Genomic DNA, 26,228 nt, shown 5'->3' on the forward strand with positions numbered 1-26,228 from the left:
ACTATTTTATCTTACCTATTGTCTACCATCATATATCTTTCATTTGCTCTTTAGTTAATCGGATTGTCGCTTCACCTACAATGAGTGCAACAGCCGCAATCAAGACGGGGGTAACACTTAATCCGTACAATGGTAATGCTGCCAGTAATAGAATGATTGCTTGTAGCCAAATCAATTTTCTGACTAACAAACGCACCGCTTTGATTTGCGATTTTTCTTGTTCTTCAGGAAATAGCTGATCCATAGTGAACTCGACGCCGCCTTCAAGTGCCAATATCAATTGAACAGCAGTTGCAAACGCCAATGCTCCTACAAAGATGAACGACACAATCGGTAATGGTATTAAAAACGCACCCAACGCAGATAGCGCCGTTAATCTAACCCACAACCAAAACGTATCATCTGTACGGATAAATGTCCGAACGATTAAGTAATTTTGCACATCTTTACGCTTGAACGTAGAACGTTTCATGGCAATCTTTAACCAGCTGCGCTTACTCACAGATCCAACTAGATGGGGTACTTCCGTGAAGTAATTTGCAAATCGATAGAAACGCATCATACGATTTTGTTCCAATTCAATAAATTGCTCGTAGGGGAACGGAAATTGTTCCGCTTTTTTATCCCAAAACTTCGAATAGAGCATCGCGATCAGTATTCCAATAAAGATTGCCGCTGGACTCCAAGTAAGACCCAATTGAATTGTTACAAATGTTAAAACTAATCGAAGGAGACGATCCGGCCATACAAAGTCGTGATTCGCAATACGAACATTGAATTCAGTTCCTACAAACAGCCCTTTAAACACTACGATCAGCAACATAACAAGAAGGTAGTCCGTGCCTGTTCCTACTTCCGTAGCTTTTAATAAAGGTAATGCAATAACCATAGCAATTAACGGCAAAGGCAGTTGTGAACACGTCGACCAAGTGATTGAACGTCTCATATAGCTCGGCAATTGATTTTCTAACGGTAGGAAAAACACGATATCTGCCGGCTTTAGTAACGTGGTCGGTGCCGCTTTCATTAACAACAGGGCAATGACGATGGATACGATGAAGACTGAAGGGAACGTAACAGGTACTTCTTTTAGCCATTCACTATACGCATAGCCTCCTGCCCCAATGGCAAACATGAAGACGATCGCCAAATGTCCAGTGAATACATAGCGCATATATTTCTGTAATTCATTAACATAATGGAAGAACCGTTGTCCCCAAATATCATGCATGTTGTTCATGGTCGGTTTCCTCAGTCATTGCAATATATAAATCATCTAGCGTGGCATCTGGTCGTCCGAACGCCTTGCGCAAGTCGTTCATCGTACCGTTCGCACGTACCCGGCCTTCGTGCAATAAGATAATACGATCGCAATACTTCTCGGCTGTTGCCAGTACGTGAGTCGACATCAAAATAGAAGCGCCTGCATCTTTTCGTTCGATAATTTGGTCGAGCAATGCACGAATCGCCAACGGATCTAATCCGACGAATGGTTCATCGATAATATATAATTTCGGTTCTACCAAGAAGGCACACATGATCATGACTTTTTGTCGCATACCTTTAGAAAAGTGAGCTGGAAACCACTTCAAACGTTTTTCCATACGGAACTCTTTCAGCAATTGTTCAGTTCGAATTTCAAATTGCTGCTTGTCCAACCCGTACGCCATCGCAGTCAGTTCCAAATGTTCTTGTAATGTAAGTTCTTCGTATAACACCGGTGTCTCTGGAATATAACTGAATGACTGGCGGTAATGTTCTTTGTCACTAAACGTCGCACCGTCAATCTTGATCATTCCTTCAAGCGGATTCATCACACCAATGATATGTTTGATTGTCGTACTCTTTCCTGCGCCATTCAGCCCGATTAACCCAACCAATTCTCCTTCTTCTATTTGAAATGAAAGGTCATGTAGAACAGGCTTGCGCGTATAACCACCTGTAACATGTTCTAGTTCTAGGATTGCCATTATATTTCCCCCTATCTTCTGTTATTATTTTAGCAAAGAAATTGTAAAATTGCTTTATCCGCCTTCGTTAACTATCTGAAAATATGCTACAATACATCCAAACATGAAAGGATGTGTAGAAATGACCTCATGTATTTTCTGCAAAATTGTAGAAGGCACGATTCCAGGAGAAAAGGTATACGAAGATGATCACGTGATCGCGTTTATGGATATTATGCCTGTCACGCAAGGGCACGTACTCCTGATTCCAAAAACACATCGTGAAAATGTGTATGAATTAACAGAAGAAGAAGCTGCGAATTTATTTAAAGTGGCACCCAAAATTGCCAATGCATTAAAAGAAGAATTTCAACCGTCTGGAATGAACTTATTACAAAACAACGGATCTTTCGCTGGGCAGTCAGTCTATCATTTCCATATGCATTTAATTCCACGCTATGATAAATCAGATGGTCTGAAAGTAGAATTTCATACAAAGGTAGAGCAGTTCCCAATGGACGTAGTATCTGAATTAGCTACCCATATTTCAAGACGCCTGCAACAATAACACATGGAGGGAATAGGACAGAAGAGTACTGCACTTTGCTTTATAACTTGAAGTGATTCCGACTCTTCTGTCTACCCCTCTACCCAATTAGGACAGAAAACTTTCATTGGAATAATATTTCATTCATTTTCTTGCTCAACTGCGTAATAACATGCTTTAATAAAATAATAACTATACAAAAGGAGTGTTCTCTACATGAAAGCGTCCACATTCTTTATTGGTCTGGCAGCAGGTGCTGTCACTTCTGCAGTAACTGTTCTATACTCTACACCTAAAGCTGGCAGTGAACTGCGTGATAGTGTCAAACATGCATCACTTGAATTGAAAGATAAGTTGAAAGATGTCAAAGGGCAAGTCGCAGATCTAAAAGACTCCGTAACGGATTTGTCGAAGGAAGCAAAAGAACTTGTACCAGAGACAGTTGAAGAAATGAAAGTTTCCGTAGCAGATTGGAAGCGCTCAACCGAACATAATAAAAAACGTTTGGAGAAAGAAATTTCTGCAATCCAAACAGCACTGGATGATCTCGAGAAATCCATTAGCACTCGCTAACGTATTGCCATGAAGGCATCAGTTCTTCTCCTGCTAATCTTTGAGTGATACCCATAGTAAAACAGCTATGACTAGCTGGATTCTATGGGCATATACACTCAAACTGATTTATTTTATTATTCCGTCTTTTTTATTTGTTGCTTTTTTGGTATAATAAATAAAAAGACTGAAAGAAAGCAGGTGTCTCGATGGCCGATCAACATATTACACGTAAAGACGCCATGATCTTCAATCAACGCGTAGCCCAAATGTCCAAAGCATTATGGAAAGCTGTAGAGAAGGATTGGCAGCAATGGATTAAACCTTATGACCTCAATATTAACGAACATCATATTTTATGGATTGCCTATCATTTAGAAGGTGCTACAATTTCAGATATCGCGAAGTTTGGTGTAATGCATGTCTCAACCGCCTTTAACTTTTCAAAAAAATTGGAACAACGTCAACTTCTGTACTTCTCGAAAAAAGAGGACGACCGACGCAATACATACGTGACGGTTTCAGAAAAAGGCAAAGCATTAATCATCCAGATGAATAAAAATTACCATAAAGAAGATTACAGCGTACTTCAAGGTTCCCTTCCCATTCGCGATATTTACGGTAAATTTCCTGAATTCCTAGAGGTCATGTCTGTATTGCGAAATATCTACGGTGACGATTTTATGGATATATTTGAACGCGGTTTCCGAAACATCGAGAAGACGTATGTCGATTCAAATGATTACTTAACAAAATTAGAAGTAGAATCTTAACGCCTGCTCTTTACACAGTTTAGTTTTTTCCTTTTGATCATAAATTCTGCTATGATAGTACAGAAGCAGAAAGAGGAGGTCTAAAATGGTTATAGCGATTACCATTCTATTTTCATTGTTCTACTTATATCAAATTAATAAAATGACATTTGCTCTTTGCCAATCTAGAGAGATTCCAGAAGAAAAGCAGCCAAAGATTTACCGAACTGTAAACATTCTGATTACGATTCTCATTTTATCCTTATATGTAGAAGTGTTCTTTAGCGCCTGACACTATGTATGCCCACCCCCAGTACTGGAGGCAGGGCTTTTTTTAATACAAGTACGCTGCACCGACGATGATCAACAAAATGAACAACACAACAATTAAAGCAAAGCCTGATGAACCTGATCCGCCATGTGTGTAACCGCTCATGAAGGCACCCCCTTTCACATTGTATCCTATGCGAAAGTAGAAAAAAGCGGTTGGGCAGTTTAGATGTATGGAACCTTTTTGTTTTTCATACGTTATATGGTATAGTGTTTACTTGAAGAATATACAGAATCGATACTTAGATTAGGGGAGTTAATTACATGAAAAAGAAGATGTTAGCATTTACACTCGCAGCTTCGGTTGCAGCTTTATCCGCTTGTTCTGGTGGCGGAGATGAAAAAGTCATGACGTCTAAAGCAGGAGATGTTACGAAAGATGAGTTTTATCAAGAAATGAAAACATCTGTCGGTGAACAAGCCCTACAAATGATCATTTTGGAAAAGGTTTTGGATGATAAGTATGACGTAGACGATAAGCAAGTTGACGCAGAATTTGATAAAAACAAAGAACAACTCGGTGAAAACTTCGAAGCATTCTTGGCTCAACAAGGTCAAACACCTGACAGCTTCAAGAAAATGATTCGTTTGAATAAATTGCAGGAAGCTGCATTGACTGACGGTGTGGAAGTTTCTGACGAAGAGTTAGACAAGCGCCTTGAAGAATCTCAAACAGAAATCAACGCTCGCCACATCTTAGTGGAAGATGAAGAGACTGCAAAAGAAGTAAAAGAGAAGTTAGACAAAGGTGAAGATTTTGCAGCTGTTGCAAAAGAATACTCTACTGATCCAGGTTCTAAAGACGAAGGTGGAGACCTTGACTGGTTCGCTTACGGTGTAATGGTTCCCGAATTCTGGAATGCTGCATACGACCTAGAGCCAGGCAAAATCAGTGAGCCAGTCCAATCGGATAACGGCTTCCACATCATCGAAGTAAAAGAAAAACGCAAAACGGATGATGAGAAAATCACTGATGAAAAGAAAGATGAAATCCGTCATGAACTATTGATGGAAAAGGCTGACGAAAATGAGCTATTAGCTAAAGTTTCGAAGCTAGTAAAAGAAGCAGATGTAAAAATCAAAGACGAAGATTTGAAATCAGCACTTGATTTGTTCAAGATGGAAGAGCAGCCAGCTGAAGGTGAAGCTCCGGTTGACGTAGAAGCGCCTGCGGAAGAAGCACCTGCAGAAGACGCTCCAGCTGACGATGCTGAAGTAGAAGTTGAAGAAGGTAAGTAATATATGAAAAAGGTCTGCCTTGGAAGTTTCAACTTCTAGTGGCAGACCTTTTTTTGTGTTTTCAATAGACTTTTAGTGCTCTTTAGGTCACTGTTCTGTTGTAAGTGCGTAAGTGACCATGATTACGTTTCTATTTAGCATGCCTAATAAGCGACGTGCGGTTGTGGTTCTTGCACGTGCCTTTCTTTTTCCTGTTCGTACAGGAGGTTGTGGTTTAGCTAGCAATCTAAGTGGCAAATTCTTCGTCCCCACTTCGGCGCTGGTGGATGGCTTTCGCGAGGAGCCAGAGACAGGAAGTGCGCCTGTCTTTGTCTCCTCGCTACGCCTACCACAGCAGGCGCCTTCGTTGCGTCGTGTGTAGGGCAGTTCTTACACTTCTTTTTCATAAATAGAAGATCAGTATCACTAAGTCACTGATTTTATTCTTGTTTGAACCACAATCAAAGTTAATACTACTCAGCAGCGCAGGCACAACTGCGGGGTAGGCCGTGGCCATGAGACAACTGGCAGCCCTACCGCCAGCTGGCTCATGGCTGGAGGCAATCCCCCACGTGCCTGTGCGGGTCCAGAAAGCAGACACTCGGTGACTCCAGTGCCCAACAACCAGTCGAGCAACGACCTTAACCAAGAGTGACAAAGACCCGCAGCCGCATAGTCGTTCCACCAACCGCGTTTCTTAGCCGGGTAATGTACACCATCTGTCAGTTTATTAGCACTGTTAGAATCACAACCCTAAAAAATTCAGTACTCAACTAGAAATGCATCGTTCCACGCTAGTTTATTCAAACGTAGGCTTGTAGAACGAACGGTTATCCAGCGGGAATACGCGCTCGGAGAACTCGCCCGGTGTAGTCTTAGACATGACACGGTTCAGCATGTTCATCTTCGCATCGATATTATCGATATAATGAAGAATCTCTGCCTCCTTTAACATCGGACGCTTCGGACTGCCCCACTCCTCTTTTCCGTGGTGAGACAACACCATATGCTGAAGCAACATCACTTCTTCGCCTTCGATCTCCAGCTCTTCTGCTGCCTTGGAAATTTCATTGACCATAATCGTAATATGACCTAGTAAATTCCCTTCGATCGTGTACTGCGTACCGACCGGCCCTGATAATTCGATCACCTTGCCGATATCATGCAAAATAATCCCCGCATACAGCAAGTCTTTATTCAACGTCGGATACAACTCCGCAATCGCTTTACCTAGCTTCAACATTGAAACTACGTGATCAAGTAAGCCAGATACGTAGTCATGATGGTTTCTTGTAGCTGCCGGATACAACACGAAGTCTTGCTGGTGCTTTTTCAGCAAATGACGAGTGACACGCTGGATTTGTGGGTTTTTCATTTCAAAGAAAAACTGCATCAATTCATCTAGCAATACTTCCTTGCTTTTTTCAGAAGACGGTACTAAATCTGCAATCGTCACGCCCTCATCCTCTTTTACAGGACGGATGGCTTTAAGTCGAAGTTGATTTTTTCCACGGTATTCATGGATTTCTCCACCTACTTTTACAATGGTCGCCCCTTTGTATATCTGGGCTTGTTCTTCACCCGCATCCCAAAGTTTCGCTTCAAGGTCTCCACTTTTGTCTTGCAGTATCAATGTCATGAACGGACTTCCTTGCTGTGTGATGCCTTTTGTTGCCTGCTTAATCAATAAATACATGTCGACCGTTTCGCCGACTTGATAATCAAGTAATTTTTTCATCAGTGGATCTCCCCTTTTACTTTTGGTCCCATCTCAATTGTATGCGGTTCACTTAGCCATTTTGATTTCATTTCTGTATGGCAAGTAAAATACAGAAATTGATGAGATGGCTGTAACTCAGTAAGTATTTCTATCATACGCGAAAGTCGCTCATTATCAAAGTGGACAAATGGGTCATCCATTATAATAGGAAACGGTGCGCGCTCCACTAATTCATATGCCAACGCGAGTCGCAATGAAAGATAGGCTTGCTCTTTTGTAGCTTGACTGAGCTCATTGATCATGAACGATTGTCCTTCAGCAGTAACTGCCTCAAAATAACCTTCCGCTGTTAAACCGAGCGTCGCGTATCGGTTCCCCGTTAAACGGCCGAACCAATTATTGGCCTGTATGAGAACAGCCGGTAATTGATGTTCTTTCCACTCACTCATCGTCTGGCGAATCGATTCACGGACAGCTTTGCGGATCGCCCATTGTTGCGTCATTTCTTCTAGCTCTGCTTTTCGAACCTCAAATAGCTGCTGAAGCTCACTATACGTTTGACTGGCACCCATTTGTGAAATTTCATGACCTACTTTGACTTGCTCGTCTACAAGTACCTCTACTTCTTGACGAATCATTTGTAAGCGGTTCGTCGTCTCGCTACGCTGTCGTTCAAGTTCCGGTATAGTCCATTCTTTCACTAATGGTTCCTTACTATATAAAGACAGCTGGACTTCTACTTCTTTCAGCTGTCGTTTCAGCAATTGTGAATCTTGATCTTGCTGATACGCTGTGTAAAATTGCTCTTTTTCTGATACGCCAACAACATCGAACAAATTTTGTATTTCTGTTGCTATCGTTTCCAACAACTCATGCGTTTCTTGTATTTGTTCTTGGATTTCAAGTACTCTTTGTTGTTTGCTTAGATGCTTTTCTTGCAAGCTATCCTGACGAAGTAACTCCTGGCGAATCCGTTCGAATAAATTTTCCTCCGCAACAGGACCTAGCATATCTTCCACTTCTTGGGTCAGCGATTGCAATTGTTGCGTCGTCGTTTGCAGTCGTTGCTGCCATGTTCTCCGGTCTATTTCCGCATCCTGGAACTCGCGCAGTAAACGGAAGCTTTCCTGAATATTGAATGTCAGATCGAACGGTTCATCTTGTACCAGTTCTTGCAACTTCTTTACTGCCTGTTGTTTCTGATCATGAAGTTGTTCCATTTCTTCTGCATAATTGTGCAGTTTACGATCCAGTCTTTCAATCTCCGTTAACACTCGCTGTTGATCGCGTTGCTGCTGATCATCACGTTCAGCCAATCTTTCGAGTTCTGCTGCTAACGCTTCATTATTTCGAATGAATGATTGCTGATCTGCTACAGATTCAGGTTGCTGTTTCCATAACCAAGCACCGACCCCCACAACTACTAGTCCGAGGCCTGCAAACAACCATTGTTGCTGCAACATACTATATGCCCCGATTGCTAGTCCAATGAGCAAAATTAGTATCGGAACCATTTGATTCGATGCGTGCTGATCCGCCGCAGATACACTGAATTTAGCCTCCATAAGCTGACGTTGCAATTTGGGCAATTCTGCCAGTTTCGCTCGCTCAGATTCAGTCAATTGCAACCGGTCATTACGTTCTTTTTGTTGTTCCGCTATTTGGCGTTCACTTTCTGCTTCCGCCAATAGACGTTGCAATGCTTTTAATTGCTGATCTAGTTCTTTCTGTTCTTCAAGGATCGGTTCGAGTAAGCGTTCGCGTTGAATGGAGACATCTATTTGCCCTATGGACAACTGTTGCTCCTCAGTTACTCCTAAACGATTGCTGAGCTGCTGTCGTTTCTTTTCAAGCAACCGAATTTCCTGTTCAGCAGAAAACCGCTCCGTACGTAATCGATGCCATTCCGCTTCTTGTGCCACCCAGCGCTCTAACTGTTGCCGCTCATTTTCAGGTCGCAAATCAATTAATTCCGATTGCCACTTTTCCTGTTCTTTCTCTAAGCGGGTTTTCTTTAATTGCAATTCTGATTGTTTACTGGCTAGTTCTTCATAACGTTGGATTCCTGCTGCTGGGAATTCATCCGACATATGAGAAAGCTGTTCACGTATTTGATTGCGTTGTTGCTGCAACGGAACAATTTGCATGGCGATTCGTTGTTCTTCAGACTGCTTATACAGACGTTGCTCTTCCAAGCGTAATGCCGTCACTTGCTCGTCGAGTTCCGCCTTACGAATAGTCAGTGGTTCATATGACGATAGCTTCTGTTGCTCTTTTTGCATCGCTTGTTCAAGCTCACGTATTTCGGTCAATTTTTTATTCATCGGTGGTATTTTTCCGGTTTTCTTGAAAAGGGCCCCCATTTCCTTTTCCATTTTCTTTTCCACTTTCCAAAGTGTATCTAAACCGGTTGTTCCGGAAGCCAGTAACGTACGGCTTAAATCATTTTCATCCATTTTCTCAAGATCTTGTAACTGGAATAAAGAGAAAGAGAAAATGGCCTCAAAAGCTTGTCGATCATACCCTCTCAATAACCTCTTCAATTCTTCTTCTTCCGCCATACGCCCGTCTTCAAAACGAATTAACACGTCACCTGAAGACTTTCCACGCACCCGTTCAATCATCCAATTACCGTATTCCTGATCCTCTATGTATAGACAGCCGCCATATTTACCGCCTGTTTTCGGCTCATAACGCAACACTTGTTGATTCTTTTGAGGAAAGCCAAATAAAATATGAAGGATGGCTTGCTGAATCGTCGTCTTACCTGCTTCATTCGGTCCATACAAAAGATTCATACCAGGTCGCAAATCCATTTCCAAATTCTCATGCTGGCCGAATCCATAAAGAAGTATTCTACGAATTTTCATTTTAGCCCTCCTTCAACATTTCATTCTCAAGCAATGCGGTTGCCTGCTGTTTCAAGCGCTCGAAATCCGCCGGTGTCAGTGCTTCTAAATAGCGACCAGCTTTATGGCTGTATACTTCTTTCACCAAGTCATTCCAGTCATCCGCTTCCCAAGTAGAAATAGTCTTTTCCACCGGTTCCAGTAATGAATTCGGGACTACTGAATAACTGATTTGCGGCCATTCAATTGCTGAAATCCACACGAAAGGTTCCATAGCTTCATACTGTTCGCGCAAAATTTCAAGCCATTCTACTTCTGATCTATCCAAGTCTTTTGTAAGGCCTTCCGTATGTTCCATCACCAACTCCACGACGACACTACCCATTTCAGCTGTCAGTTGATCAATCGCTTCCTGACACGCAGAAATCCAGTCATCTGCGTATTCAATTCCTTTGCACGAAACCGTCAATGTAGTAAATACAACATCGGATGTAGCTACAAATGTCATGGAAACATCAGTAGGCGTCAACGAGACGTCGTAAAAGCCTTTGAGACCTTGTTCATTGCGGTGCCTGCCTTGAATATTGCCCGGATATACAATTGGCGGTTCCTGTGATAATACTTGGCGTTTATGAATATGTCCAAGCGCCCAGTAACGATAGTGCTTTTCCTGTAATTCACTGACTGTAAACGGCGCATATACAGCATGCTCGGCATCTCCTGCCACACTTCCATGCAATAGACCAATATGTATTCCTTCATTCGCTACAGGATATTGCCTTATCATTGGCTCTTTCACATGGCGTTGCGGGTAGCTGAAGCCGTGTAAATAAATCATTTCGTCTCGGATCATCAATTGCTTCTGCTCTACTTGCTCAGTAAACACATGTACATTTTCAGGCAATGAAACTCTAGTCCATCTACCTGCCAGGTGGTCATGGTTTCCATACGATAAGTAGACTGGGATATTTACATTTTGAAGCTGTTGCATCCCTTGTTGGAAACGAATTTGCGCACGCAAGCTACGGTCTTCACCGTCATATAGGTCGCCAACAATAACAACGAAGTCCGGTCGTTCTTTAACTGCGTAGGCTATGAATCGGTCGAATGCGGCAAATATAGACTGCTGCAATCTGGCTAACTCGTCCGGACCAGCTGAGGCCATACCTTTAAAAGGGCTGTCCAAATGCAGATCGGCTGTATGTAAAAAACGTATAGATTCCATAGCGTACACCTCTTCCACGAATACTAGTTCCTATTTTACCATATTCAATCAATTGAAGGAAAGGCGATTAAAACATAGCGCATAGCAATGAATAAGTTAAGACCATACAATAATTCATATACTACCTACATTGAGTGATCCAAGCACTCGAACTAGTAAGATGGAAGCGGAAGTTGGGGGCGACTCCCGATGGCTCACCGCGAGCCCATGGGAAAGCGTCCCCCAACTGGAGCTTCCATCCCTTCCCACTTACACCTGCTACTTATACTTGAACTTAAATCCACGCAAAAAAGAGTATCCCAAGAAGCACTGCGACTTCTCGGGACACCCTCCACATAAACCTATTCTTTTCCAAGCTGTATAGCCTTCTTCAAATCCTTCAGTGAACGTGATGGTCCATACATCAATACCCCGCCACGATACACTTTGGCACCGAACCAACCAAGGATGAAGATGGTCACCACCATGATCCCTATGGAAAGCAATGGTTCCCACAAAGGCAAATCGAGCATACCAACCCGCAAGAACATGACAAGCGGGGCGAAGAATGGGATGAATGACGCAATCTTCAAGTAGCCCAACTCGGGATTCCCAAGCCCAGTTGCTGCGATTATGAAAGCTGCAACGATCAGTAACGACATCGGCATAATCATTTGCTGTACGTCTTCTGTACGGCTCACTAGCGATCCAAGCAAAGCTGCAAGTGTGGCATATAAGAAATAGCCGAGTAAGAAGAAGATCACAGCGTAAACAAGCGTACTTACTTCTAAGTTTTCTAGACTAAAAAACGCGGATAACTCGTTTTCCTCTCCAGTAGAAGAAAGTGTATAGGCTAAAAATCCTGACACTGCATAGACTAGTATTTGCACAATCCCAAGTGATCCAATTCCAAGTACTTTCGCAAACATATGCTTAACCGGTGAGACGCTCGAGATGAGTATTTCCATCACGCGTGATGACTTTTCTGTCGCTACTTCCGTCGCAATCATCGATGAGTAAATGATCACGGCAAAGTAAATAACGAACATCAACACATACACCAAGATACGCGCCTGGTTTAGTTCCTCTTCTGACTTTGCTGATTCTGAAATATTATGTTTCTCAAACTGAATAGGTGCAAACAACTCGGCAACTTGTTCACCGGATAAGGAGAGCTGTTCAGCTTTCACTTCAGTTTGGATATTCTGCAATGCTTCTTGTAAAGCAGAAGGCAAAAACTGATCTACCAAACTACCCGTTGTATAAGACGCTTGGATCGTTTGTTCAGTATCAAAACTCAATTCCACAAACGCTTCAATTTCTTCTGACTTTACTTTCTCTAATAGCTGATCTTGCGAGTCTTCCGCCTGTTCCAATAAAATTCCTTGTTCATTGCGCTGAAGTTGTTCATGCAATCGGTCAAACAATACTCCACTCTGATCCACGACTACTACACGTTCATCTTCCTCACTGCCCATTATCTTACCGACCTTGTCAATAATGCTCGGTAAATTCGCAAATAGGAAAATCCCCGCTATCATAATAAGCGTCGTAATGAAGAATGATTTCGTTTTAGCTTTGGTTAAGAAACTTTGTTTGAAAATAATCCAAAACTCACGCATGCTCTTCCCCCACTTTCGCAATGAATATGTCTTGCAAAGATGGTTCTTCTATTTCAAAATGACGAATTGGTCCTTTTAGTAATGCCGTCTGCAACAACGTATGGGCCGCTTGTTCATCCTCTACTTGAAAGACTGCCCCTTCCAATGAATGATGAGCAGTGGTGACCCCTTCGATGCCTTCTAACTCTACTAAAGGGAAGTCCGCACGGATTCGAACATTCTGTTTGCCGAATGAACGTTTGACGTCACGCAACTTGCCACTGACCAATTGTTTACCATGATGAATAATACTCAGCTGTTCACATAACTCTTCTACATGATCCATGCGGTGACTTGAGAATAGGATCGTCGCCCCACTATTACGGAAGTCCACAATCGCTTTCTTCAACATCTCCACATTAACTGGATCAAGTCCCGAGAACGGCTCATCCAAGATTAGTAATTGCGGATCATGCAATAATGCAGCAATGACTTGTATTTTTTGCTGATTCCCTTTGGATAACTCTTCTACCTTTTTATTCGTATTTTGCGGGACTTCAAAACGATCCAACCAATGAAGTGCAGCACTTTTCGCTGCTGACTTTTTCATTCCACGCAGCTGTCCTAGAAAAATTAACTGATCTAGCACTTTCATTTTTGGATAAAGACCTCGCTCTTCAGGTAAATAGCCAATGAGCGGACTCGTCTCATACGATATGGTGCGTCCATTCCATGATATATTTCCTTCTGTCGGAGTTAATAACCCCAATATCATTCGAAACGTAGTTGTTTTCCCAGCACCGTTCGCTCCAAGGAACCCGTACATCGTTCCTTCTTCCACCATCAATGACAGCTGATCTACTGCTGTAAAATCGCCAAACCGTTTAGTTACTCGTTCCAATTCTAAGGCCATGCACATCATCTCCTTTACTAATCTCTCTATCACGTTCTACGTTTTAACTGACAATATGTTTCACATTTATAAATATTCTTTTACTATATTCTAAACATTACATATCTTTTTGCATTTTAATTCACTGAATCATTATTCATTTCATTCATTTCATAGTATACTAAATAAAACATGATGGAGGCGATACAATGAAGACATACAAACTTACAGCTTATGAAAAAGATGGTTCATTGATTACAGAGGAGACTTTTACTGCTGAATCTGATGATGTAGCGAAAGAACAAGGTCGTCAGTTGCTGACGGAAAAAGATCTACTCGAGCGAACACACCGCCTAGCTTCTCCTCTTGGTAAACTATTATTATTCCATACTTGAACACATGACAAAATCTCCATTTAGGGGGTTTTGTTTTTTATATGATCTCATGAATGGTAGAACATGATCATCCCAACGGCTAAACCATATGCCCAAAAGAAAGTTATCGATTTACTAGATACATTGAAAACAAAATAAAGACTATCAATTATCCCCTTACGATGCGTTTATGAATCATCTGGGAATACAGCATTTAACATAGTATTACAAATTTTTATAAAAATAGCACAAGATTTTTCGAGGATTTTGTGATACGCTATGGTCGATGAGAAATCGTAGAAGGAAGTGACTCGTTTGAACATTGCTTTGATTGCGCATGATGAAAAAAAGGCCGAATTGGTCAATTTCACCATTGCTTACGAGCAAATTTTTGCTAAACATACTCTTTTTGCAACGGGCACAACAGGATTACGCATCATGGAAGAAACGGATCTATCCGTCACACGGCTTATGTCGGGTCCGCTTGGTGGCGACCAACAGATGGGTGCCATGATCGCAACGGGTGAACTTGATTTAATTTTATTTTTCCGAGATCCTTTGACTGCTCAACCACATGAACCCGATGTGAGCGCCTTACTTCGATTATGTGACGTGTATGGTATTCCACTCGCTACGAATTTAGCTTCAGCGGAGTTACTATTACGCGCTATAGAAAAAGGCTATTTCTCATGGAGAGAAACAGCCGCTAAGTATCAATAATTCTTTAACTATTTCCATAGATATAAACGAGACGCGCAGTGTACATAGCGCGTCTTTTTGTGCGCCTTATTGACCTGAGAAACTCGGTTTTCTTTTCTCGACAAATGCCTGTACGCCTTCGCGATGATCAGTTGTTGCGCGCATGGCTGCTTGTGCTTCGCTTTCCAGTTTCACTACTTGCTCGAGTTCTGCGATGCCCGCTGCATGAAGAATTTTCTTTGTTGCTGCCATGGAGGCTGTTGGAGAGTTCAAGATCACTTGAGCACGTTGTTGTGCCGTGTTCCAAGCTTCTCCGTCTGCTACCGCTTCATCTACGAGTCCGATCTGCATGGCACTTTTTCCATCGAGTACTTTCCCCGACCAAATGAGTTGTTTCGCTCTAGCTGTACCGACGCGTTCTTTTAAGAAGAAGTGACCGCCACCGTCTGGAACGAGTCCGATGCCAATGAAGTTCATAGCGATTTTACTTGATTCTTCCGCGATGACAATGTCGCATGCAATGGCGATGCTGCAGCCAAGTCCTGCTGCTGCACCATGTACGGATGCAATCGTGACTTGTGGCATGCTATACATGGATAGAGCCAATCTCGACAAGTCGACCATGATATCTTCCATTTTCATCGGACCATTCGGGTTTAACATCGCCTTCACGTTTCCGCCTGCAGAAAATGCTCGACCCGCTCCTTTGAACAGTACGACATGTACGGATGAATTATCCTTTAGTTGATCTACGATATCTGCCAATTCTTTCATCATAACTCCGTCCATCGCGTTCATTACTTCCGGTTGGTTAAACGTTACTGTAGCTAATCGTCCTTCAATTTCCACTTCGATCTGTTTTGTCAAAATCAATTCCCCCTTTACGTGAATGGTTGTTCATTCATTACATTATACACAATTACCTGAGCATTTGCATAACTTTAATAAAAAGATTCCCCCGACACTTTTCGACGGGGAAATTCATATTACTTTATAGTTTCTGAGGACGAAAATAACTCTTCCAAATACGCTATTTTCTTATCAATGGCTTCTTCAAATCCTATTATATAAGCGCCAGGTTCTTTCGGATTATGGAATTGCGTCAGCTTGCCAGTTGCTGGTTCCATGAACTTACTTGAAGCCCCGCAACCTAAACCGATAATAGTCTGCGCTTCTTCCATGATCAATATATTATACAGACTTTCTTCGCCGGGCTTTGAATACCCAACATTTTCAAGATTCCCTAAGATATTTTTCTGGCGGTACAAATAATACGGAATATAGCCATTTTCGCGTGACCATTCTTCTCCGCGGGTCATCATTTTCCCTACAGTTTCACGGTCCGCTACTTGATATTTGTCTTTGTTACGTGTCATTTCAGATGCCCGCTTGAATGACAAAGTGTGAATCGTCAAAGATTCCGGCTGCATCTTTTCTGTTTCCGCTAAGGAATGTTCAAATTCTTCAAGACCTTCATTCGGCAAACCGATGATTAAGTCCATATTAATATTGCGCATTCCTTGTTCTCGGGACAACCAATATTTATCGATCGTTTCTTGTACAGTGTGGTGACGGCCAATCGCTTTCAACGTTTCGTCTGTATAAGATTGAGGATTGACACTGATTCGATCGATTCCCCACTTCTTTAATACTTCAAGTTTCGGTATGGTAATCGTATCGGGACGGCCGGCTTCCACTGTCACTTCACGAACATGTTCCATATGAGGGAATGACTCCATCATCGTTTTATACAGGGCATCCATTTCATCTGCCTCAATAGACGTTGGGGTTCCGCCACCGAAATAAATAGTCGTGATGCGAATATCATGCTCTTTTAACCATTTTCCTATCGCACGCATTTCTTCATGCAAGCCATCGAGGAATGTTTCCACCCGTCCACTTTTACGATGAATGGCATAGGCAGGGAACGTGCAATACGCACATTTTGTTGGGCAAAACGGAATACCAATATAGATACTTACCTCTTCTTTTAATGAATACAAATCTGGCAATGCATTCAGTTGAACGTCCGCAATTTCTGCTATCAGTTCACTTTTCCGTACCGATACGCGATGACGTTGCTGAAGCAGTTGCTTCGCCTCATGAACCGTATGGCCTTCTTGAAGATACATATGATACAACTTTGTAGGTCGGATTCCCGTTAAAATCCCCCACTCTTGATTCATTCCTGTTGCTTGTTCCAGCACATCTAGCAATACATGGGAATACATTCTTTTACGCTGACGTAGCTGCTGGCGTTCTGCTGTTTCTTTTACATCTTCGGCAAAACGGGACGTATAGTGTTTACCTTGCCAATGAATATCCGCCGTTACACTTGGCGCACCTTCGTAAGCTTCGATAAACCGTAGATCAATCGCTGTATCTTCTGCATGGTCAGTAACTATTTTAGACTGTTCGAAAAATAAATTGGCTAAATGCGTGAACATTCGAATCCAGTCTTGTGGGAACTGTTGATTTACATATAATTGCTGCATTGTTTTCTCCTACTCTCCATCCGTTTAAAAAAACCGGCCAAGGCCGGTTTCGATGTGTCTATTCATTAAAATCCTTCATATAAGTCTTGGACAGGTTTCAATACTACACGGTTTACTTCTTCAATTAACTCGCTAAGTTTCATTTCTGCTGTTAGCATAGCTAGGATTTTCGGATCTTCTTGAGCCAATTGAGCTGTTTTCTGTGCGTGTTCAAGCTCATCTCCTTCAATCTCTTCGCCTGCCATTTGTTTCTGTTGCAAATTCATTTGGATTTCGCGGAAGCTTTCGAACAGTGCAAGGGCTTGCTCGTCACTTTTCACATCGGCCATTGCTGTTTTCACCGCTACATACTCATCCGTCTTGCGTAAAGTAGATTCTAATTTGTTCATATCATCATAAATGTTTACTGACATACTATCTCCTCCTACAATCCATTTAGTGTAAGCGCAATAATTCCTTGCACAATTCCAATGATCCCACCCAGAAATGCACCGAGAACCGTAATCATCTTAAACTCTCTACGTGAAATGCCGAGAACTAAATCTTCTAGAACCGCCACAGGGAACGTGTCTACCTGCTCTTTCACCATTTCATCAAGCTTAAGTTTCTTCAATGATTGTTCAAGCTGCGCTTCCGCCTGAGAGAATAAAAAGCTCACAAGCTTTGGTGTTACTTGATTAGCTGTCCACGTAGAACCTTGTGGCCAATAGTATGACAAGCTATGATCAAGTCTTTCATGTACTGCCAATTGATCGAGTGCATATTTTCTCACTGAAGCAAACACACTATCAAAATCGAATCCAGACGTCAACTGTTCCATCGGTTGTTGTTGAACATTATGCCACTCTTTCCGAATCAGTTGATCTATTAAATCTCTTGTTCCAGGTGCTTCTATAAATCGCAATGCTTCCCGTTGAACCTTGCCGACCAGCGACTCCGATTCTCCAAAAAACATATTGAGCATGCCACCGAATGTTCCTTTGGAAGCCAAGAAATCATCGATTAACTTTTGGAATGTCTGTCTTCCTTCTGCCGAATCAACAAACTGACTTGCGCGTAGTAATATAAAGTCAGAGGCTAAAGGAATTCTTTCTTCGATTTGTTGTTGCCAACGAAGTGGCATGACTTCTTCCACTGTACCTGTTGTCACTTTTTCTTTCATCTCGTAAAGTTGCTGATCAATCAATGTAACCAACTTTTCTTCCACTTGGTCAGGAAGTTTGTCGGCACCCGCAAGCTGAAGCCAGTCGGTCAATGTCTTATCTGATTGCAGAATGTATTGATCCATTTTATCTTGGACAAATACCTCTACACGTTTTTCCATTTCAGGCGTCAACAACTTTTTCCTGAACAGATCAGGTGTCAGCAAATAATTTGTTACCGTTTTACCAAGCTGAGTCGCCAATTCATTTCGGCGTTTCGGGATCAAGCCGGGTGTAAATGGCAAACGGGTTTTTCCAATGTATTTTGCCTCATGCGGTCTGAACAACATCTTAATCGCCAGATGATTCGTTACCCCACCTATTAGTGCGCCAATAAACGCCATGAACAAAATAGTTAGCACTATTTTCAATCGCTTCACCTTATTCCACTTGGTCTTCGTTCCAATTATAACAAAAACCAGCTGAATGAAAAGCAATTAGAGGCGGAGATTTCTGACTTTACATTTGATAGCCGTTCAGGTACGTTGCAAGTAGAGTATTACTTACCATGAACCTATGTTTTACATACCAACAAAGGAGGTTTTCATTTCATTGAAGAAAGAAATTATTGATCATTTGGGAAGAACGGTTGTGTATAACTTCCCACCTAAACGAATCGTTACGTTATGTCCTGGTATTACGGAAACTTTATTCGGAATTGGACTGGAGAATGAAATCGTCGGACGCACACGTTACTGTATTTATCCCGAACAAGCTAAGAACGTTCCCGCAGTTGCAGGAACAAAAGATCTGAAATTGGAAAAGATACATGAAGTACAACCCGATTTAATTATTATGGAAAAAGAAGAAAACACAAAAGAGATGGTTGAAATTCTTTCCGAGTTCTATCCAGTATATGTAGCAGAAGTACAGACGATCGAAGAAGCCTATAGAATGATTACAGATATGGGATCATTGACTGATCGAGAGCAACAGTCCGAATCGCTTGTTACAGAAATTAAGCAAGCATTCGCGGAACTCCCTACTCTTCCTGCTGCACGAGTCGCCTATGTCATTTGGCAAAAACCGTATATGGTTGTAGGCAAAGACACCTATATCAACTCATTGTTGCAAAAGCTCGGTTTTATCACACCTTTTGTCGAATCGCCTGATCGCTATCCAGCGGTAACGAAAGAGCAATTCAAGGAAGCTAATCTCGACTTAGTATTGCTGTCATCCGAACCATATCCCTTTAAAGAAAAACAGCAAGTTCAATTCCAAGAAATGCTACCCGATTCAGCTATTCAGCTAATTGATGGCGAAATGTTCTGGTATGGGGTTCGGATGCTTGAAGGTGCCAAGTATTTCAAAAACTTTTCATTCGACGTTTGATTTAATTTGCTCCATTGAATATGGTAGACATTCGAATCGCATGCTCCATATCATCATGTAAAGCGATAAAAATTGGATCATATGCTTCTTCAAACGGAATCGTTAGAAACATTTCCTTACATTGTTCTACTGATTCTAGTTCAAAAACTAACGCATTTTTGGCTGATTCTTTTAAATTCGTACAAGGCGCTGGTTTTTTCGGATTCGGTACAAACTCGTTCGTTAGTAGATAATACAACTGCTGGAACATCTCGTAATGACTTTTTTCATCCTCATATGCATGGCGAATGAATTCCTGCCACAGCAAATCATTCGTTAGTTGGTACATGGACTTATAATAAAAATACGACTTATACTTTTCCTCGACTGCATTACGTAGTTGAGTAACAAACACACACTCATCCTTTCGTTCCTTTTGGTCAGTTTATGAAACGAACGAACGGGATATCACTAATGGAACGGTAAAGGAGAAAACAATATGCTACAACACTTCAGTTACAAAAAAATGTTTGAAGACACTGATCTACCAGGCTGGACCATTTCATTCTATTACCAAAACAAACAATACAAAGGCGACTATCATAAAGACGGCACGGTTAACTGGACTAACGGCACACCGCCAGATGAAGAAAACGTCTTGCGGATGGTTCATGACCTGATGACTTACCACGTCTATGAATGAGATCCACTTAAACCGACCATCCTCTAACTAGAGGAGGTGCTTTTATGGGCAAAGAACAATCAAAAGGTAAACAACAGTTAGAAAAAGAGCGTTTGAAGATACAAAACCAAAAAACTGAAAACGTCTTTGAAGACAAAAGCCGCATCCCTGACGAACAAAATGCTTTTAAAGAAACTCAACCACGATATGGCGAGTAACAGTTCGATCTAAGACTGAAGACATTTTCCTTGTGTAAAGGACTTGGTCTTCAGTCTTTTTTACAAAGTTTTACTACTTGAGTAAATGACAAAATTGATGGTAACTAGAAGATAATTTCTTCGTATAGCGGTGTTGTCACGCCCTCCTTCACTCGATATATCGACACATTATGTATCCCTAAAATGATTTATTCCATTCTGTAAGCAAATCGAATTGTAATTTCTCTATAAATAAATTATTATAAAAGATAACTAACTTTACTTTACAGGAGGTGTACGCTTTGTTCTTTTCCCTCATTTGGGTTAAGCGCGAAGCTATTATTTGGATATTGCCATACGATTGGCAGCATTTGCTGCCTTGATCGCAATCACCGCTTTCTTTGTTGCGTGTGAATTCGCAATCGTGAAAGTCCGCTCATCACGTCTCGACCAATTAATCGATGAAGGTAATCAACGCGCGGTTCTTTCAAAAAAAATTGCCGATAACTTAGATGAATATTTATCCGCTTGTCAGCTCGGAATTACGATTTCGGCTCTTGGCTTAGGTATGCTCGGGGAACCAACAGTTCGCATGATGCTAGCTCCCATTTTCGACATGTTTATGCTCGATGCCAATGTCGAAACCATTCTTTCATTCACTATCGCTTTAGCGATTGTCACCTATTTGCATGTCGTGGTCGGAGAACTCGCTCCAAAGACCATCGCATTGCACAAGGCGGAAGAATTATCCCTATCCCTTGCCGTCCCATTAAATCTATTTTACCGTCTTATGTACCCGGTCATTAAAGGAATGAACGGATCGGCACGTCTTGTTACACGATTGCTAGGCTTCAAATCCATTTCCGAACTAGAAGTAGGTCATACAGAAGAAGAATTGCGCATTATCTTATCCGATAGTTTGCGTAGCGGGGAAATCAATCAAGCAGAGTACAAATACGTCAATCGTATTTTCGAGTTTGATGATCGAGTCGCAAAAGAAATTATGCTGCCACGAACAGAAATGATGACAGTCGAGAAGGATATGACATTATCTGAAGTGTTTGAATTGCTCGGTGTAGAACAGTTTACTCGTTATCCAATTATCGATGGAGACAAAGATCATGTCATCGGACTCATCAATATGAAACATTTGCTAACAGCCTATATTAAAGATCCGTCAAATGGCAGTAAATCGGTCGTCAATTATATGCAGCCGATTATCCGAGTGATCGAAACAATTCCGATCGGAGATTTGCTCTTAAAGATCCAGCGCGAACGTATTCATATGGCTGTTCTATTGGATGAATATGGAGGGACTTCCGGTCTCGTCACCATTGAAGACATACTAGAAGAAATTGTTGGTGAAATCCGCGATGAATTCGACATGGATGAACTACCTGAACTTCAAGTTGTCGGTACAGATCACTATATTTTAGATGCTAAAATGCTGATTGAAAACGTCAATCACGCATTGAATATCGAAATTCTTGAAGAAGATATTGATACGATCGGCGGTTGGTTCATGGATCAACGCTTTGAAGCTATACAAGGCGAAAAGATTATTGAACAAGGATATGAGTTTACTGTTAAAGAAGTAGACGGTAATCACATTCTGTATCTAGAAGCCAAAAAACAACCTCCCGATATAGCAACCAATGAAACTACCGATTCTTCCAAATAAAGCTTTCCCGCTTAAACGGGAAAGCTTTTGTCAATTATCTAATCGTAAGGAGATTCTCCATGAATAAAAAACAAGAAAACTGGCTCCTCTCCATGTGGGCCGTCGCACTCATCGCTACACTTGGTTCATTGTATTTCTCTGAAATCAAAGGCTATACCCCTTGTACGATGTGCTGGTATCAACGGATTTTCATGTATCCTATTGTCTTAATCGGTTTGATCGCACTCATTCAGAAAAACATTTCGATTGCTTGGACTACAGCTTCGTTCGCTTTTATCGGAGGCTGTATCTCTCTCTATCACTACGGCATTCAGAAGCTGGCTTTCTTACAAGACAGCGCACCTGAATGTGGTGGGGCTTCTTGTACAGGTGCCTACATCAATTATTTCGGCTTTATTACGATTCCTTTTCTTGCATTGATAGCATTCGCTTTTATTTTTATCGCAAGTCTTGTAATCTTGAAACAGACAAAGGAGTGAACCACATTGAAAAAATTATTAATGATTGGTGGAATTATTGTCGTGATCTTCATTTTGATCATCGTCCTCAATAATAAATCCAACGAAACCAAATTGGCTGACAACCCATATGGTACAAATAATCTACAGCAATCCACTATTGATTTATTGGACAACGAAAGTTACCAGAACGTCGCACTTCCTGAAGAAATATTCGAAAAGATTGAAAGCGGCGAGCCAACAACCGTTTATTACTTCAGTCCTGAATGCCCGCACTGTATGGACATGACTCCGCGGTTGATGCCGATTGCAGACGAATATGATGCACATGTCTATCAATATAACCTAATCGAGTTCGGGGATCAGATGAAGCAGGAATATGATATAACAGCATGGCCTGCACTCGTCCACTATAAAGATGGAAAAGAACAAGGCAGAACAGTCGGCTCACAGCCTGACGATCAAATTAGAGCATTCTTTGATGAATTCGAGAGCAACTAAGGAGACTACGTAGATGACAAGTTTTCATTATACAACTGAACAACCCGGTGAGACGATCGAAAAATTACTGAGAGAACAATGGCAAGGTGGTAAGAAATCAGTTCACCAAATGCGCATGGATAAGAGCGTAACGGATACAGAAGGCCAACCAGTGGAATGGAAAGAACCTCTCCCCGAGGGCACGGAACTGATCTTTGGTTTCTCAGAAGCACAGTCCGACTACAAACCAGAACCTTCCGACTCCTTACGTGTGCTATGGGAAGACGAGCATATACTTGCGGTACACAAACCCGCCGGCGTGTCCGTACACCCAGAACACGTACCTGGTACCGGCACATTGATGAACGAAGTCATGGGATATATCGACGCAAAAGGTGGTAGCTATGCAGAGCATATCCATCGCCTAGATCAGCACACGGCTGGAGTTTTGCTTATCGCAAAACATCCACTAGCAAAAACGATGTTCGATCGTATGTTGGAACAAAATCAAATCGAACGATATTATACGGCTGAACTTGAAGGCCAGCTAAGAAAACCGCGTGGCACAATTAATATGCCAATTGGTAAGGATCGTTATCATGCCACAAAGCGAAGAGTATCACCTTCCGGCCAATCGGCGGTCACGCATTTTAAAGTGATTGAACGTAAAACGGATACGACACTGGTTGAAGCTCAGTTGGAAACAGGCCGAACACACCAAATTCGTGTCCACTTCTCTCATATGGGTCACCCCGTAGTTGGAGATCAGCTATATGGCAGCGAAACGATATCAAGAGGACCATATAAGCTAGTCGCTACAAAAGTCGCTTTTACACATCCCATTACTTCAGAGTTGATCGTAGTGGAAACTGAATAAGACGAAACAGAGCTGTCCAGGAGGTCGTTTGGCTACGACTTCCTGGACAGCTCTTTTCTACTCTTGTTAACCAAATGGCATTGTGTCGGAATAGGAATAAGCGTCCGCCAGTTGAAGCTTCAATACACATGTTATTTTCGAGGTCTTCTCTATCGCCATAGTATGTAATTCCTGGATTTAGAAAAATGTGAAAAAACGCCCTGGAGTATGATTACTTCCAGGACATCTGTATAGTATTATTCCACCAACAACTGCTGAATTCCGCTTTCCAGACGCTTATCTACTTCCTTAGCATCCTCGATATGCTCTACAATAAGTTCATGTGCAGAAGAGAATAATGAATTTGCCTTTTGTAACTCTCTTTGCATAAGCGTGGATAATTCATTCTGCTCTACAATCATCTTTTCAATTGAAGAAATATCAACCTGACTCCCTTTAACCGTCTCCAAAATATGATCAATTTTAGATGCAGTCTGTAAACTAACCGCTATTCCTTGTTCAATCAACTTTGAACTCTTCTTTGTAGCTTCCAACGCTTCCATAATTTCCTCTTTAAGAGAATTCGTTAATTGCTGGATATCTTTTGTACTGGTCGACGTGCTTTCCGCCAGTTTTCGTACTTCTTGTGCGACGACAGAAAACCCTTTGCCGTACTCTCCTGCTCTTGCCGCCTCAATTGATGCATTCAATGCTAATAGATTAGTTTGCGCAGCGATGTTTTCGATGACACCGACAATCGACTGAATTTCTACAGACCGCTCACTCAATTGCGACATACTATCTTCCGACTCTTTCATATGCATACCTAGATCATTCATGACTTGAGCGGTTAACCTCACATCATCCGCACCAGTTTCCGCTTCTTTTACCATATATAATGATTTTTCTTCCAATGAATGACCATTTTCTTGCAACTGTGAAGAGGATTCAATCGTTTTTTCACTTAATTTCTGTATTACATGAAAGCTTGATTCGATGTCAGATACTGCATCACCTAAGACATGGTGTTGAGCATTCACTTTTTCGTGTTGTGCAACTGCGGCAGTCAATTCTGTCTCTACTTTTTCGTAACGGCGGTTATCTGTTTGCTCTACTTGTAGAGGTGTCGTTTGTATGATCGTTTCGTCTTCCATTAGGCGCCTATCCGGTTGCCTTCTAAATATCCCCATGTTCTTCCTCCCTTTTACTCATTAGACCCATTTAATACGTGTCTGGATCCGTACCTGTCCGTTCATTACGGTTTAATGCGTCGATCATCGACATATCCGAAAGTGTTAATTCAAAATCTGCCACTTCACTATTTTCGGTAATACGGTCAAATGATACAGACTTCGGAATAACGATCAATCCTTTTTGGATATGCCATCTGATAATAACCTGTGCCACAGTCTTTCCGTACTGCGCAGCGATTGCTGTGAGTGTTGCATCTTCAAGAATTTGCCCTCTGGCTAGTGGACTCCAAGAAGTTACCGCAATTTGATGGTCACTGCAAAAATGTCGCAATGGCTCTTGAGTTAAACGGGGATGAAGTTCTATTTGATTTACCATAGGACGGATATTGGCAATCGTAAATATCTCTTGTAAATGAGCTTCATGATGATTCGAGACACCAGTAGCCCGAATCAACTTTTCATCGTAAAGTCTTTCAATTGCGCGATATGTATCCACATAACTTCCAGTAACAGGCCAATGCGTCAAATACAAGTCTAAGTAATTCATGTCCAATCTAGTTAATGAACGTTCGAAGGCACGCAGTGTTTCATCGTATCCTTGCTCATCATTCCATACTTTTGATGTCACAAATAAGTCTTCACGCGCAATACCGGAGTGACGGATTGCTTCTCCTACCGCTTGTTCATTATTATATATAGAAGCTGTATCAATTGCGCGATAGCCTAGTGAAACCGCTTTCTCAATGGCTTGCATAGTTCGCTCGGGTTCTGTCATTTTATATGTACCTAAACCGAACTGCGGCATTTGCACACCGTTGCTCAGTATAACCATCTGATCAAAAATCGTTGACATTAAAAATCCTCCTTTATACACTCATAATGTAATTGTACATTATTTCATAGAATATACGAAACCTTTTTCGATATAACAGGTTGATTTCTTCTTAAATAACGAATATTATTGTCTATGGACTTTATTATGTTCG

At 41.7% G+C, this 26,228-nt stretch carries 29 protein-coding genes; 14 read left to right on the plus strand and 15 right to left on the minus strand.

Going from position 1 to position 26,228, the window contains the following annotated elements:
- Window positions 1–28: 28 nt before the first annotated feature.
- Window positions 29–1,240 (minus strand): ABC transporter permease, encoded by a 1,212-nt coding sequence (locus tag SporoP17a_RS05465; protein WP_083033429.1) that lies wholly within the window; start codon window positions 1,238–1,240, stop codon window positions 29–31.
- Window positions 1,224–1,970: an ABC transporter ATP-binding protein gene (locus tag SporoP17a_RS05470; RefSeq protein WP_083033432.1), complete on the minus strand. Its 747-nt coding sequence runs from the start codon at window positions 1,968–1,970 to the stop codon at window positions 1,224–1,226. Before SporoP17a_RS05470 ends, SporoP17a_RS05465 begins: the two co-directional genes overlap by 17 nt.
- A gap of 121 nt (window positions 1,971–2,091) precedes the next feature.
- Between SporoP17a_RS05470 and SporoP17a_RS05475 the strand changes: the two genes are divergently transcribed.
- From SporoP17a_RS05475 to SporoP17a_RS05490, 4 genes are all read left to right on the plus strand, one after another.
- A complete protein-coding gene (locus tag SporoP17a_RS05475; RefSeq protein ID WP_083033434.1) occupies window positions 2,092–2,517 on the plus strand; it encodes an HIT family protein in 426 nt (141 codons plus the stop codon).
- Window positions 2,518–2,712: 195 nt separating this feature from the next.
- Window positions 2,713–3,069, plus strand: a complete 357-nt coding sequence (locus SporoP17a_RS05480; RefSeq protein ID WP_083033437.1) for a YtxH domain-containing protein — start codon at window positions 2,713–2,715, stop codon at window positions 3,067–3,069.
- Window positions 3,070–3,257: 188 nt separating this feature from the next.
- Window positions 3,258–3,821: an HTH-type transcriptional regulator Hpr gene (locus SporoP17a_RS05485; protein WP_083033439.1), complete on the plus strand. Its 564-nt coding sequence runs from the start codon at window positions 3,258–3,260 to the stop codon at window positions 3,819–3,821.
- Between the two features lie 85 nt (window positions 3,822–3,906).
- Complete coding sequence (locus SporoP17a_RS05490; protein WP_029054118.1) at window positions 3,907–4,092, plus strand: hypothetical protein; 186 nt, start codon at window positions 3,907–3,909, stop codon at window positions 4,090–4,092.
- A 42-nt stretch (window positions 4,093–4,134) separates the two neighbouring features.
- Here SporoP17a_RS05490 and SporoP17a_RS05495 read toward each other — a convergent pair whose 3' ends face one another.
- Window positions 4,135–4,236: a YjcZ family sporulation protein gene (locus SporoP17a_RS05495; protein WP_081657910.1), complete on the minus strand. Its 102-nt coding sequence runs from the start codon at window positions 4,234–4,236 to the stop codon at window positions 4,135–4,137.
- A gap of 158 nt (window positions 4,237–4,394) precedes the next feature.
- Here SporoP17a_RS05495 and SporoP17a_RS05500 point away from each other — a divergent pair, with 158 nt between their 5' ends.
- Complete coding sequence (locus SporoP17a_RS05500; protein ID WP_083033441.1) at window positions 4,395–5,369, plus strand: peptidylprolyl isomerase; 975 nt, start codon at window positions 4,395–4,397, stop codon at window positions 5,367–5,369.
- 778 nt (window positions 5,370–6,147) lie between these two features.
- Here the strand turns inward: SporoP17a_RS05500 and yhaM are convergent.
- The 5 genes from yhaM to SporoP17a_RS05525 all read right to left on the minus strand — a co-directional run bounded on the left by yhaM (window position 6,148) and on the right by SporoP17a_RS05525 (window position 13,635).
- A complete protein-coding gene (yhaM, locus tag SporoP17a_RS05505; RefSeq protein WP_083033443.1) occupies window positions 6,148–7,086 on the minus strand; it encodes a 3'-5' exoribonuclease YhaM in 939 nt (312 codons plus the stop codon).
- Entirely contained in the window at window positions 7,086–9,938 is a 2,853-nt protein-coding gene (locus tag SporoP17a_RS05510) for an ATP-binding protein (RefSeq protein WP_083033445.1), read from the minus strand. Before SporoP17a_RS05510 ends, yhaM begins: the two co-directional genes overlap by 1 nt.
- A 1-nt stretch (window position 9,939) precedes the next feature.
- Window positions 9,940–11,142: a metallophosphoesterase family protein gene (locus SporoP17a_RS05515; protein ID WP_083033447.1), complete on the minus strand. Its 1,203-nt coding sequence runs from the start codon at window positions 11,140–11,142 to the stop codon at window positions 9,940–9,942.
- A 341-nt stretch (window positions 11,143–11,483) separates the two neighbouring features.
- Window positions 11,484–12,743, minus strand: a complete 1,260-nt coding sequence (locus SporoP17a_RS05520; RefSeq protein WP_083033450.1) for an ABC transporter permease — start codon at window positions 12,741–12,743, stop codon at window positions 11,484–11,486.
- Window positions 12,736–13,635, minus strand: coding sequence for an ABC transporter ATP-binding protein (locus SporoP17a_RS05525; protein ID WP_083033451.1), 900 nt, complete (start codon window positions 13,633–13,635; stop codon window positions 12,736–12,738). The genes SporoP17a_RS05520 and SporoP17a_RS05525 overlap by 8 nt, the downstream gene beginning before the upstream one ends.
- 188 nt (window positions 13,636–13,823) lie before the next feature.
- On the opposite strand from SporoP17a_RS05525, the gene SporoP17a_RS05530 reads away from it, so the two are divergent.
- Window positions 13,824–14,009 (plus strand): YhzD family protein, encoded by a 186-nt coding sequence (locus tag SporoP17a_RS05530; protein ID WP_083033453.1) that lies wholly within the window; start codon window positions 13,824–13,826, stop codon window positions 14,007–14,009.
- 285 nt (window positions 14,010–14,294) lie between these two features.
- A complete protein-coding gene (mgsA, locus tag SporoP17a_RS05535) occupies window positions 14,295–14,708 on the plus strand; it encodes a methylglyoxal synthase (protein ID WP_083033455.1) in 414 nt (137 codons plus the stop codon).
- 66 nt (window positions 14,709–14,774) lie between these two features.
- Here the strand turns inward: mgsA and SporoP17a_RS05540 are convergent, their stop codons facing one another.
- The 4 genes from SporoP17a_RS05540 to SporoP17a_RS05555 form a co-directional block, all read right to left on the minus strand.
- On the minus strand, window positions 14,775–15,560 hold the full coding sequence (locus SporoP17a_RS05540) for an enoyl-CoA hydratase (protein WP_083033457.1): 786 nt from the start codon (window positions 15,558–15,560) through the stop codon (window positions 14,775–14,777).
- A 113-nt stretch (window positions 15,561–15,673) separates the two neighbouring features.
- A complete protein-coding gene (locus SporoP17a_RS05545; RefSeq protein ID WP_083033460.1) occupies window positions 15,674–17,182 on the minus strand; it encodes a coproporphyrinogen III oxidase in 1,509 nt (502 codons plus the stop codon).
- A gap of 65 nt (window positions 17,183–17,247) precedes the next feature.
- Window positions 17,248–17,595: a YlbF/YmcA family competence regulator gene (locus SporoP17a_RS05550; RefSeq protein ID WP_083033462.1), complete on the minus strand. Its 348-nt coding sequence runs from the start codon at window positions 17,593–17,595 to the stop codon at window positions 17,248–17,250.
- Between the two features lie 11 nt (window positions 17,596–17,606).
- Window positions 17,607–18,764 (minus strand): DUF445 domain-containing protein, encoded by a 1,158-nt coding sequence (locus SporoP17a_RS05555; RefSeq protein WP_083033465.1) that lies wholly within the window; start codon window positions 18,762–18,764, stop codon window positions 17,607–17,609.
- 172 nt (window positions 18,765–18,936) lie between these two features.
- On the opposite strand from SporoP17a_RS05555, the gene SporoP17a_RS05560 reads away from it, so the two are divergent.
- Entirely contained in the window at window positions 18,937–19,716 is a 780-nt protein-coding gene (locus tag SporoP17a_RS05560; protein WP_083033467.1) for a helical backbone metal receptor, read from the plus strand.
- A 1-nt stretch (window position 19,717) separates the two neighbouring features.
- Here SporoP17a_RS05560 and SporoP17a_RS05565 read toward each other — a convergent pair whose 3' ends face one another.
- Window positions 19,718–20,110, minus strand: coding sequence for a ferritin-like domain-containing protein (locus SporoP17a_RS05565; protein ID WP_083033468.1), 393 nt, complete (start codon window positions 20,108–20,110; stop codon window positions 19,718–19,720).
- Between the two features lie 84 nt (window positions 20,111–20,194).
- Here SporoP17a_RS05565 and SporoP17a_RS05570 point away from each other — a divergent pair, with 84 nt between their 5' ends.
- The 6 genes from SporoP17a_RS05570 (at window position 20,195) to SporoP17a_RS05590 (ending at window position 24,070) form a co-directional block, all read left to right on the plus strand.
- The gene (locus tag SporoP17a_RS05570; RefSeq protein WP_083033470.1) at window positions 20,195–20,398 is read left to right on the plus strand and encodes a YheE family protein; all 204 of its coding nucleotides are present in this window, start codon (window positions 20,195–20,197) and stop codon (window positions 20,396–20,398) included.
- A gap of 44 nt (window positions 20,399–20,442) precedes the next feature.
- Window positions 20,443–20,595, plus strand: a complete 153-nt coding sequence (locus tag SporoP17a_RS16720) for a hypothetical protein (protein ID WP_156890527.1) — start codon at window positions 20,443–20,445, stop codon at window positions 20,593–20,595.
- A gap of 322 nt (window positions 20,596–20,917) precedes the next feature.
- Window positions 20,918–22,255: a hemolysin family protein gene (locus SporoP17a_RS05575; RefSeq protein ID WP_208859814.1), complete on the plus strand. Its 1,338-nt coding sequence runs from the start codon at window positions 20,918–20,920 to the stop codon at window positions 22,253–22,255.
- Between the two features lie 59 nt (window positions 22,256–22,314).
- Entirely contained in the window at window positions 22,315–22,734 is a 420-nt protein-coding gene (locus SporoP17a_RS05580; RefSeq protein ID WP_083033473.1) for a disulfide oxidoreductase, read from the plus strand.
- A gap of 6 nt (window positions 22,735–22,740) precedes the next feature.
- The gene (locus tag SporoP17a_RS05585) at window positions 22,741–23,214 is read left to right on the plus strand and encodes a thioredoxin family protein (protein WP_083033475.1); all 474 of its coding nucleotides are present in this window, start codon (window positions 22,741–22,743) and stop codon (window positions 23,212–23,214) included.
- A 13-nt stretch (window positions 23,215–23,227) separates the two neighbouring features.
- Window positions 23,228–24,070, plus strand: a complete 843-nt coding sequence (locus tag SporoP17a_RS05590; RefSeq protein WP_083033477.1) for an RluA family pseudouridine synthase — start codon at window positions 23,228–23,230, stop codon at window positions 24,068–24,070.
- 236 nt (window positions 24,071–24,306) lie between these two features.
- Here the strand turns inward: SporoP17a_RS05590 and SporoP17a_RS05595 are convergent, their stop codons facing one another.
- Complete coding sequence (locus SporoP17a_RS05595; protein ID WP_083033479.1) at window positions 24,307–25,239, minus strand: methyl-accepting chemotaxis protein; 933 nt, start codon at window positions 25,237–25,239, stop codon at window positions 24,307–24,309.
- A 31-nt stretch (window positions 25,240–25,270) separates the two neighbouring features.
- Entirely contained in the window at window positions 25,271–26,095 is an 825-nt protein-coding gene (locus tag SporoP17a_RS05600; protein ID WP_083033481.1) for an aldo/keto reductase, read from the minus strand.
- Window positions 26,096–26,228 lie beyond the last annotated feature (133 nt).

The organism is Sporosarcina ureae, assembly GCF_002082015.1.
In the GTDB taxonomy this organism is placed as follows: Bacteria; Bacillota; Bacilli; order Bacillales_A; family Planococcaceae; genus Sporosarcina; species Sporosarcina ureae_A.

Coding starts and splice junctions, on each gene's coding strand:
- SporoP17a_RS05465 (WP_083033429.1), bottom strand. CDS start 1,240: ATGAACAACATGCATGATATTTGGGGACAACGGTTCTTCCATTATGTT.
- SporoP17a_RS05470 (WP_083033432.1), bottom strand. CDS start 1,970: ATGGCAATCCTAGAACTAGAACATGTTACAGGTGGTTATACGCGCAAG.
- SporoP17a_RS05475 (WP_083033434.1), top strand. CDS start 2,092: ATGACCTCATGTATTTTCTGCAAAATTGTAGAAGGCACGATTCCAGGA.
- SporoP17a_RS05480 (WP_083033437.1), top strand. CDS start 2,713: ATGAAAGCGTCCACATTCTTTATTGGTCTGGCAGCAGGTGCTGTCACT.
- SporoP17a_RS05485 (WP_083033439.1), top strand. CDS start 3,258: ATGGCCGATCAACATATTACACGTAAAGACGCCATGATCTTCAATCAA.
- SporoP17a_RS05490 (WP_029054118.1), top strand. CDS start 3,907: ATGGTTATAGCGATTACCATTCTATTTTCATTGTTCTACTTATATCAA.
- SporoP17a_RS05495 (WP_081657910.1), bottom strand. CDS start 4,236: ATGAGCGGTTACACACATGGCGGATCAGGTTCATCAGGCTTTGCTTTA.
- SporoP17a_RS05500 (WP_083033441.1), top strand. CDS start 4,395: ATGAAAAAGAAGATGTTAGCATTTACACTCGCAGCTTCGGTTGCAGCT.
- yhaM (WP_083033443.1), bottom strand. CDS start 7,086: ATGAAAAAATTACTTGATTATCAAGTCGGCGAAACGGTCGACATGTAT.
- SporoP17a_RS05510 (WP_083033445.1), bottom strand. CDS start 9,938: ATGAAAATTCGTAGAATACTTCTTTATGGATTCGGCCAGCATGAGAAT.
- SporoP17a_RS05515 (WP_083033447.1), bottom strand. CDS start 11,142: ATGGAATCTATACGTTTTTTACATACAGCCGATCTGCATTTGGACAGC.
- SporoP17a_RS05520 (WP_083033450.1), bottom strand. CDS start 12,743: ATGCGTGAGTTTTGGATTATTTTCAAACAAAGTTTCTTAACCAAAGCT.
- SporoP17a_RS05525 (WP_083033451.1), bottom strand. CDS start 13,635: ATGGCCTTAGAATTGGAACGAGTAACTAAACGGTTTGGCGATTTTACA.
- SporoP17a_RS05530 (WP_083033453.1), top strand. CDS start 13,824: ATGAAGACATACAAACTTACAGCTTATGAAAAAGATGGTTCATTGATT.
- SporoP17a_RS05545 (WP_083033460.1), bottom strand. CDS start 17,182: ATGCAGCAATTATATGTAAATCAACAGTTCCCACAAGACTGGATTCGA.
- SporoP17a_RS05550 (WP_083033462.1), bottom strand. CDS start 17,595: ATGTCAGTAAACATTTATGATGATATGAACAAATTAGAATCTACTTTA.
- SporoP17a_RS05570 (WP_083033470.1), top strand. CDS start 20,195: ATGCTACAACACTTCAGTTACAAAAAAATGTTTGAAGACACTGATCTA.
- SporoP17a_RS16720 (WP_156890527.1), top strand. CDS start 20,443: ATGGGCAAAGAACAATCAAAAGGTAAACAACAGTTAGAAAAAGAGCGT.
- SporoP17a_RS05580 (WP_083033473.1), top strand. CDS start 22,315: ATGAATAAAAAACAAGAAAACTGGCTCCTCTCCATGTGGGCCGTCGCA.
- SporoP17a_RS05590 (WP_083033477.1), top strand. CDS start 23,228: ATGACAAGTTTTCATTATACAACTGAACAACCCGGTGAGACGATCGAA.
- SporoP17a_RS05595 (WP_083033479.1), bottom strand. CDS start 25,239: ATGGGGATATTTAGAAGGCAACCGGATAGGCGCCTAATGGAAGACGAA.
- SporoP17a_RS05600 (WP_083033481.1), bottom strand. CDS start 26,095: ATGTCAACGATTTTTGATCAGATGGTTATACTGAGCAACGGTGTGCAA.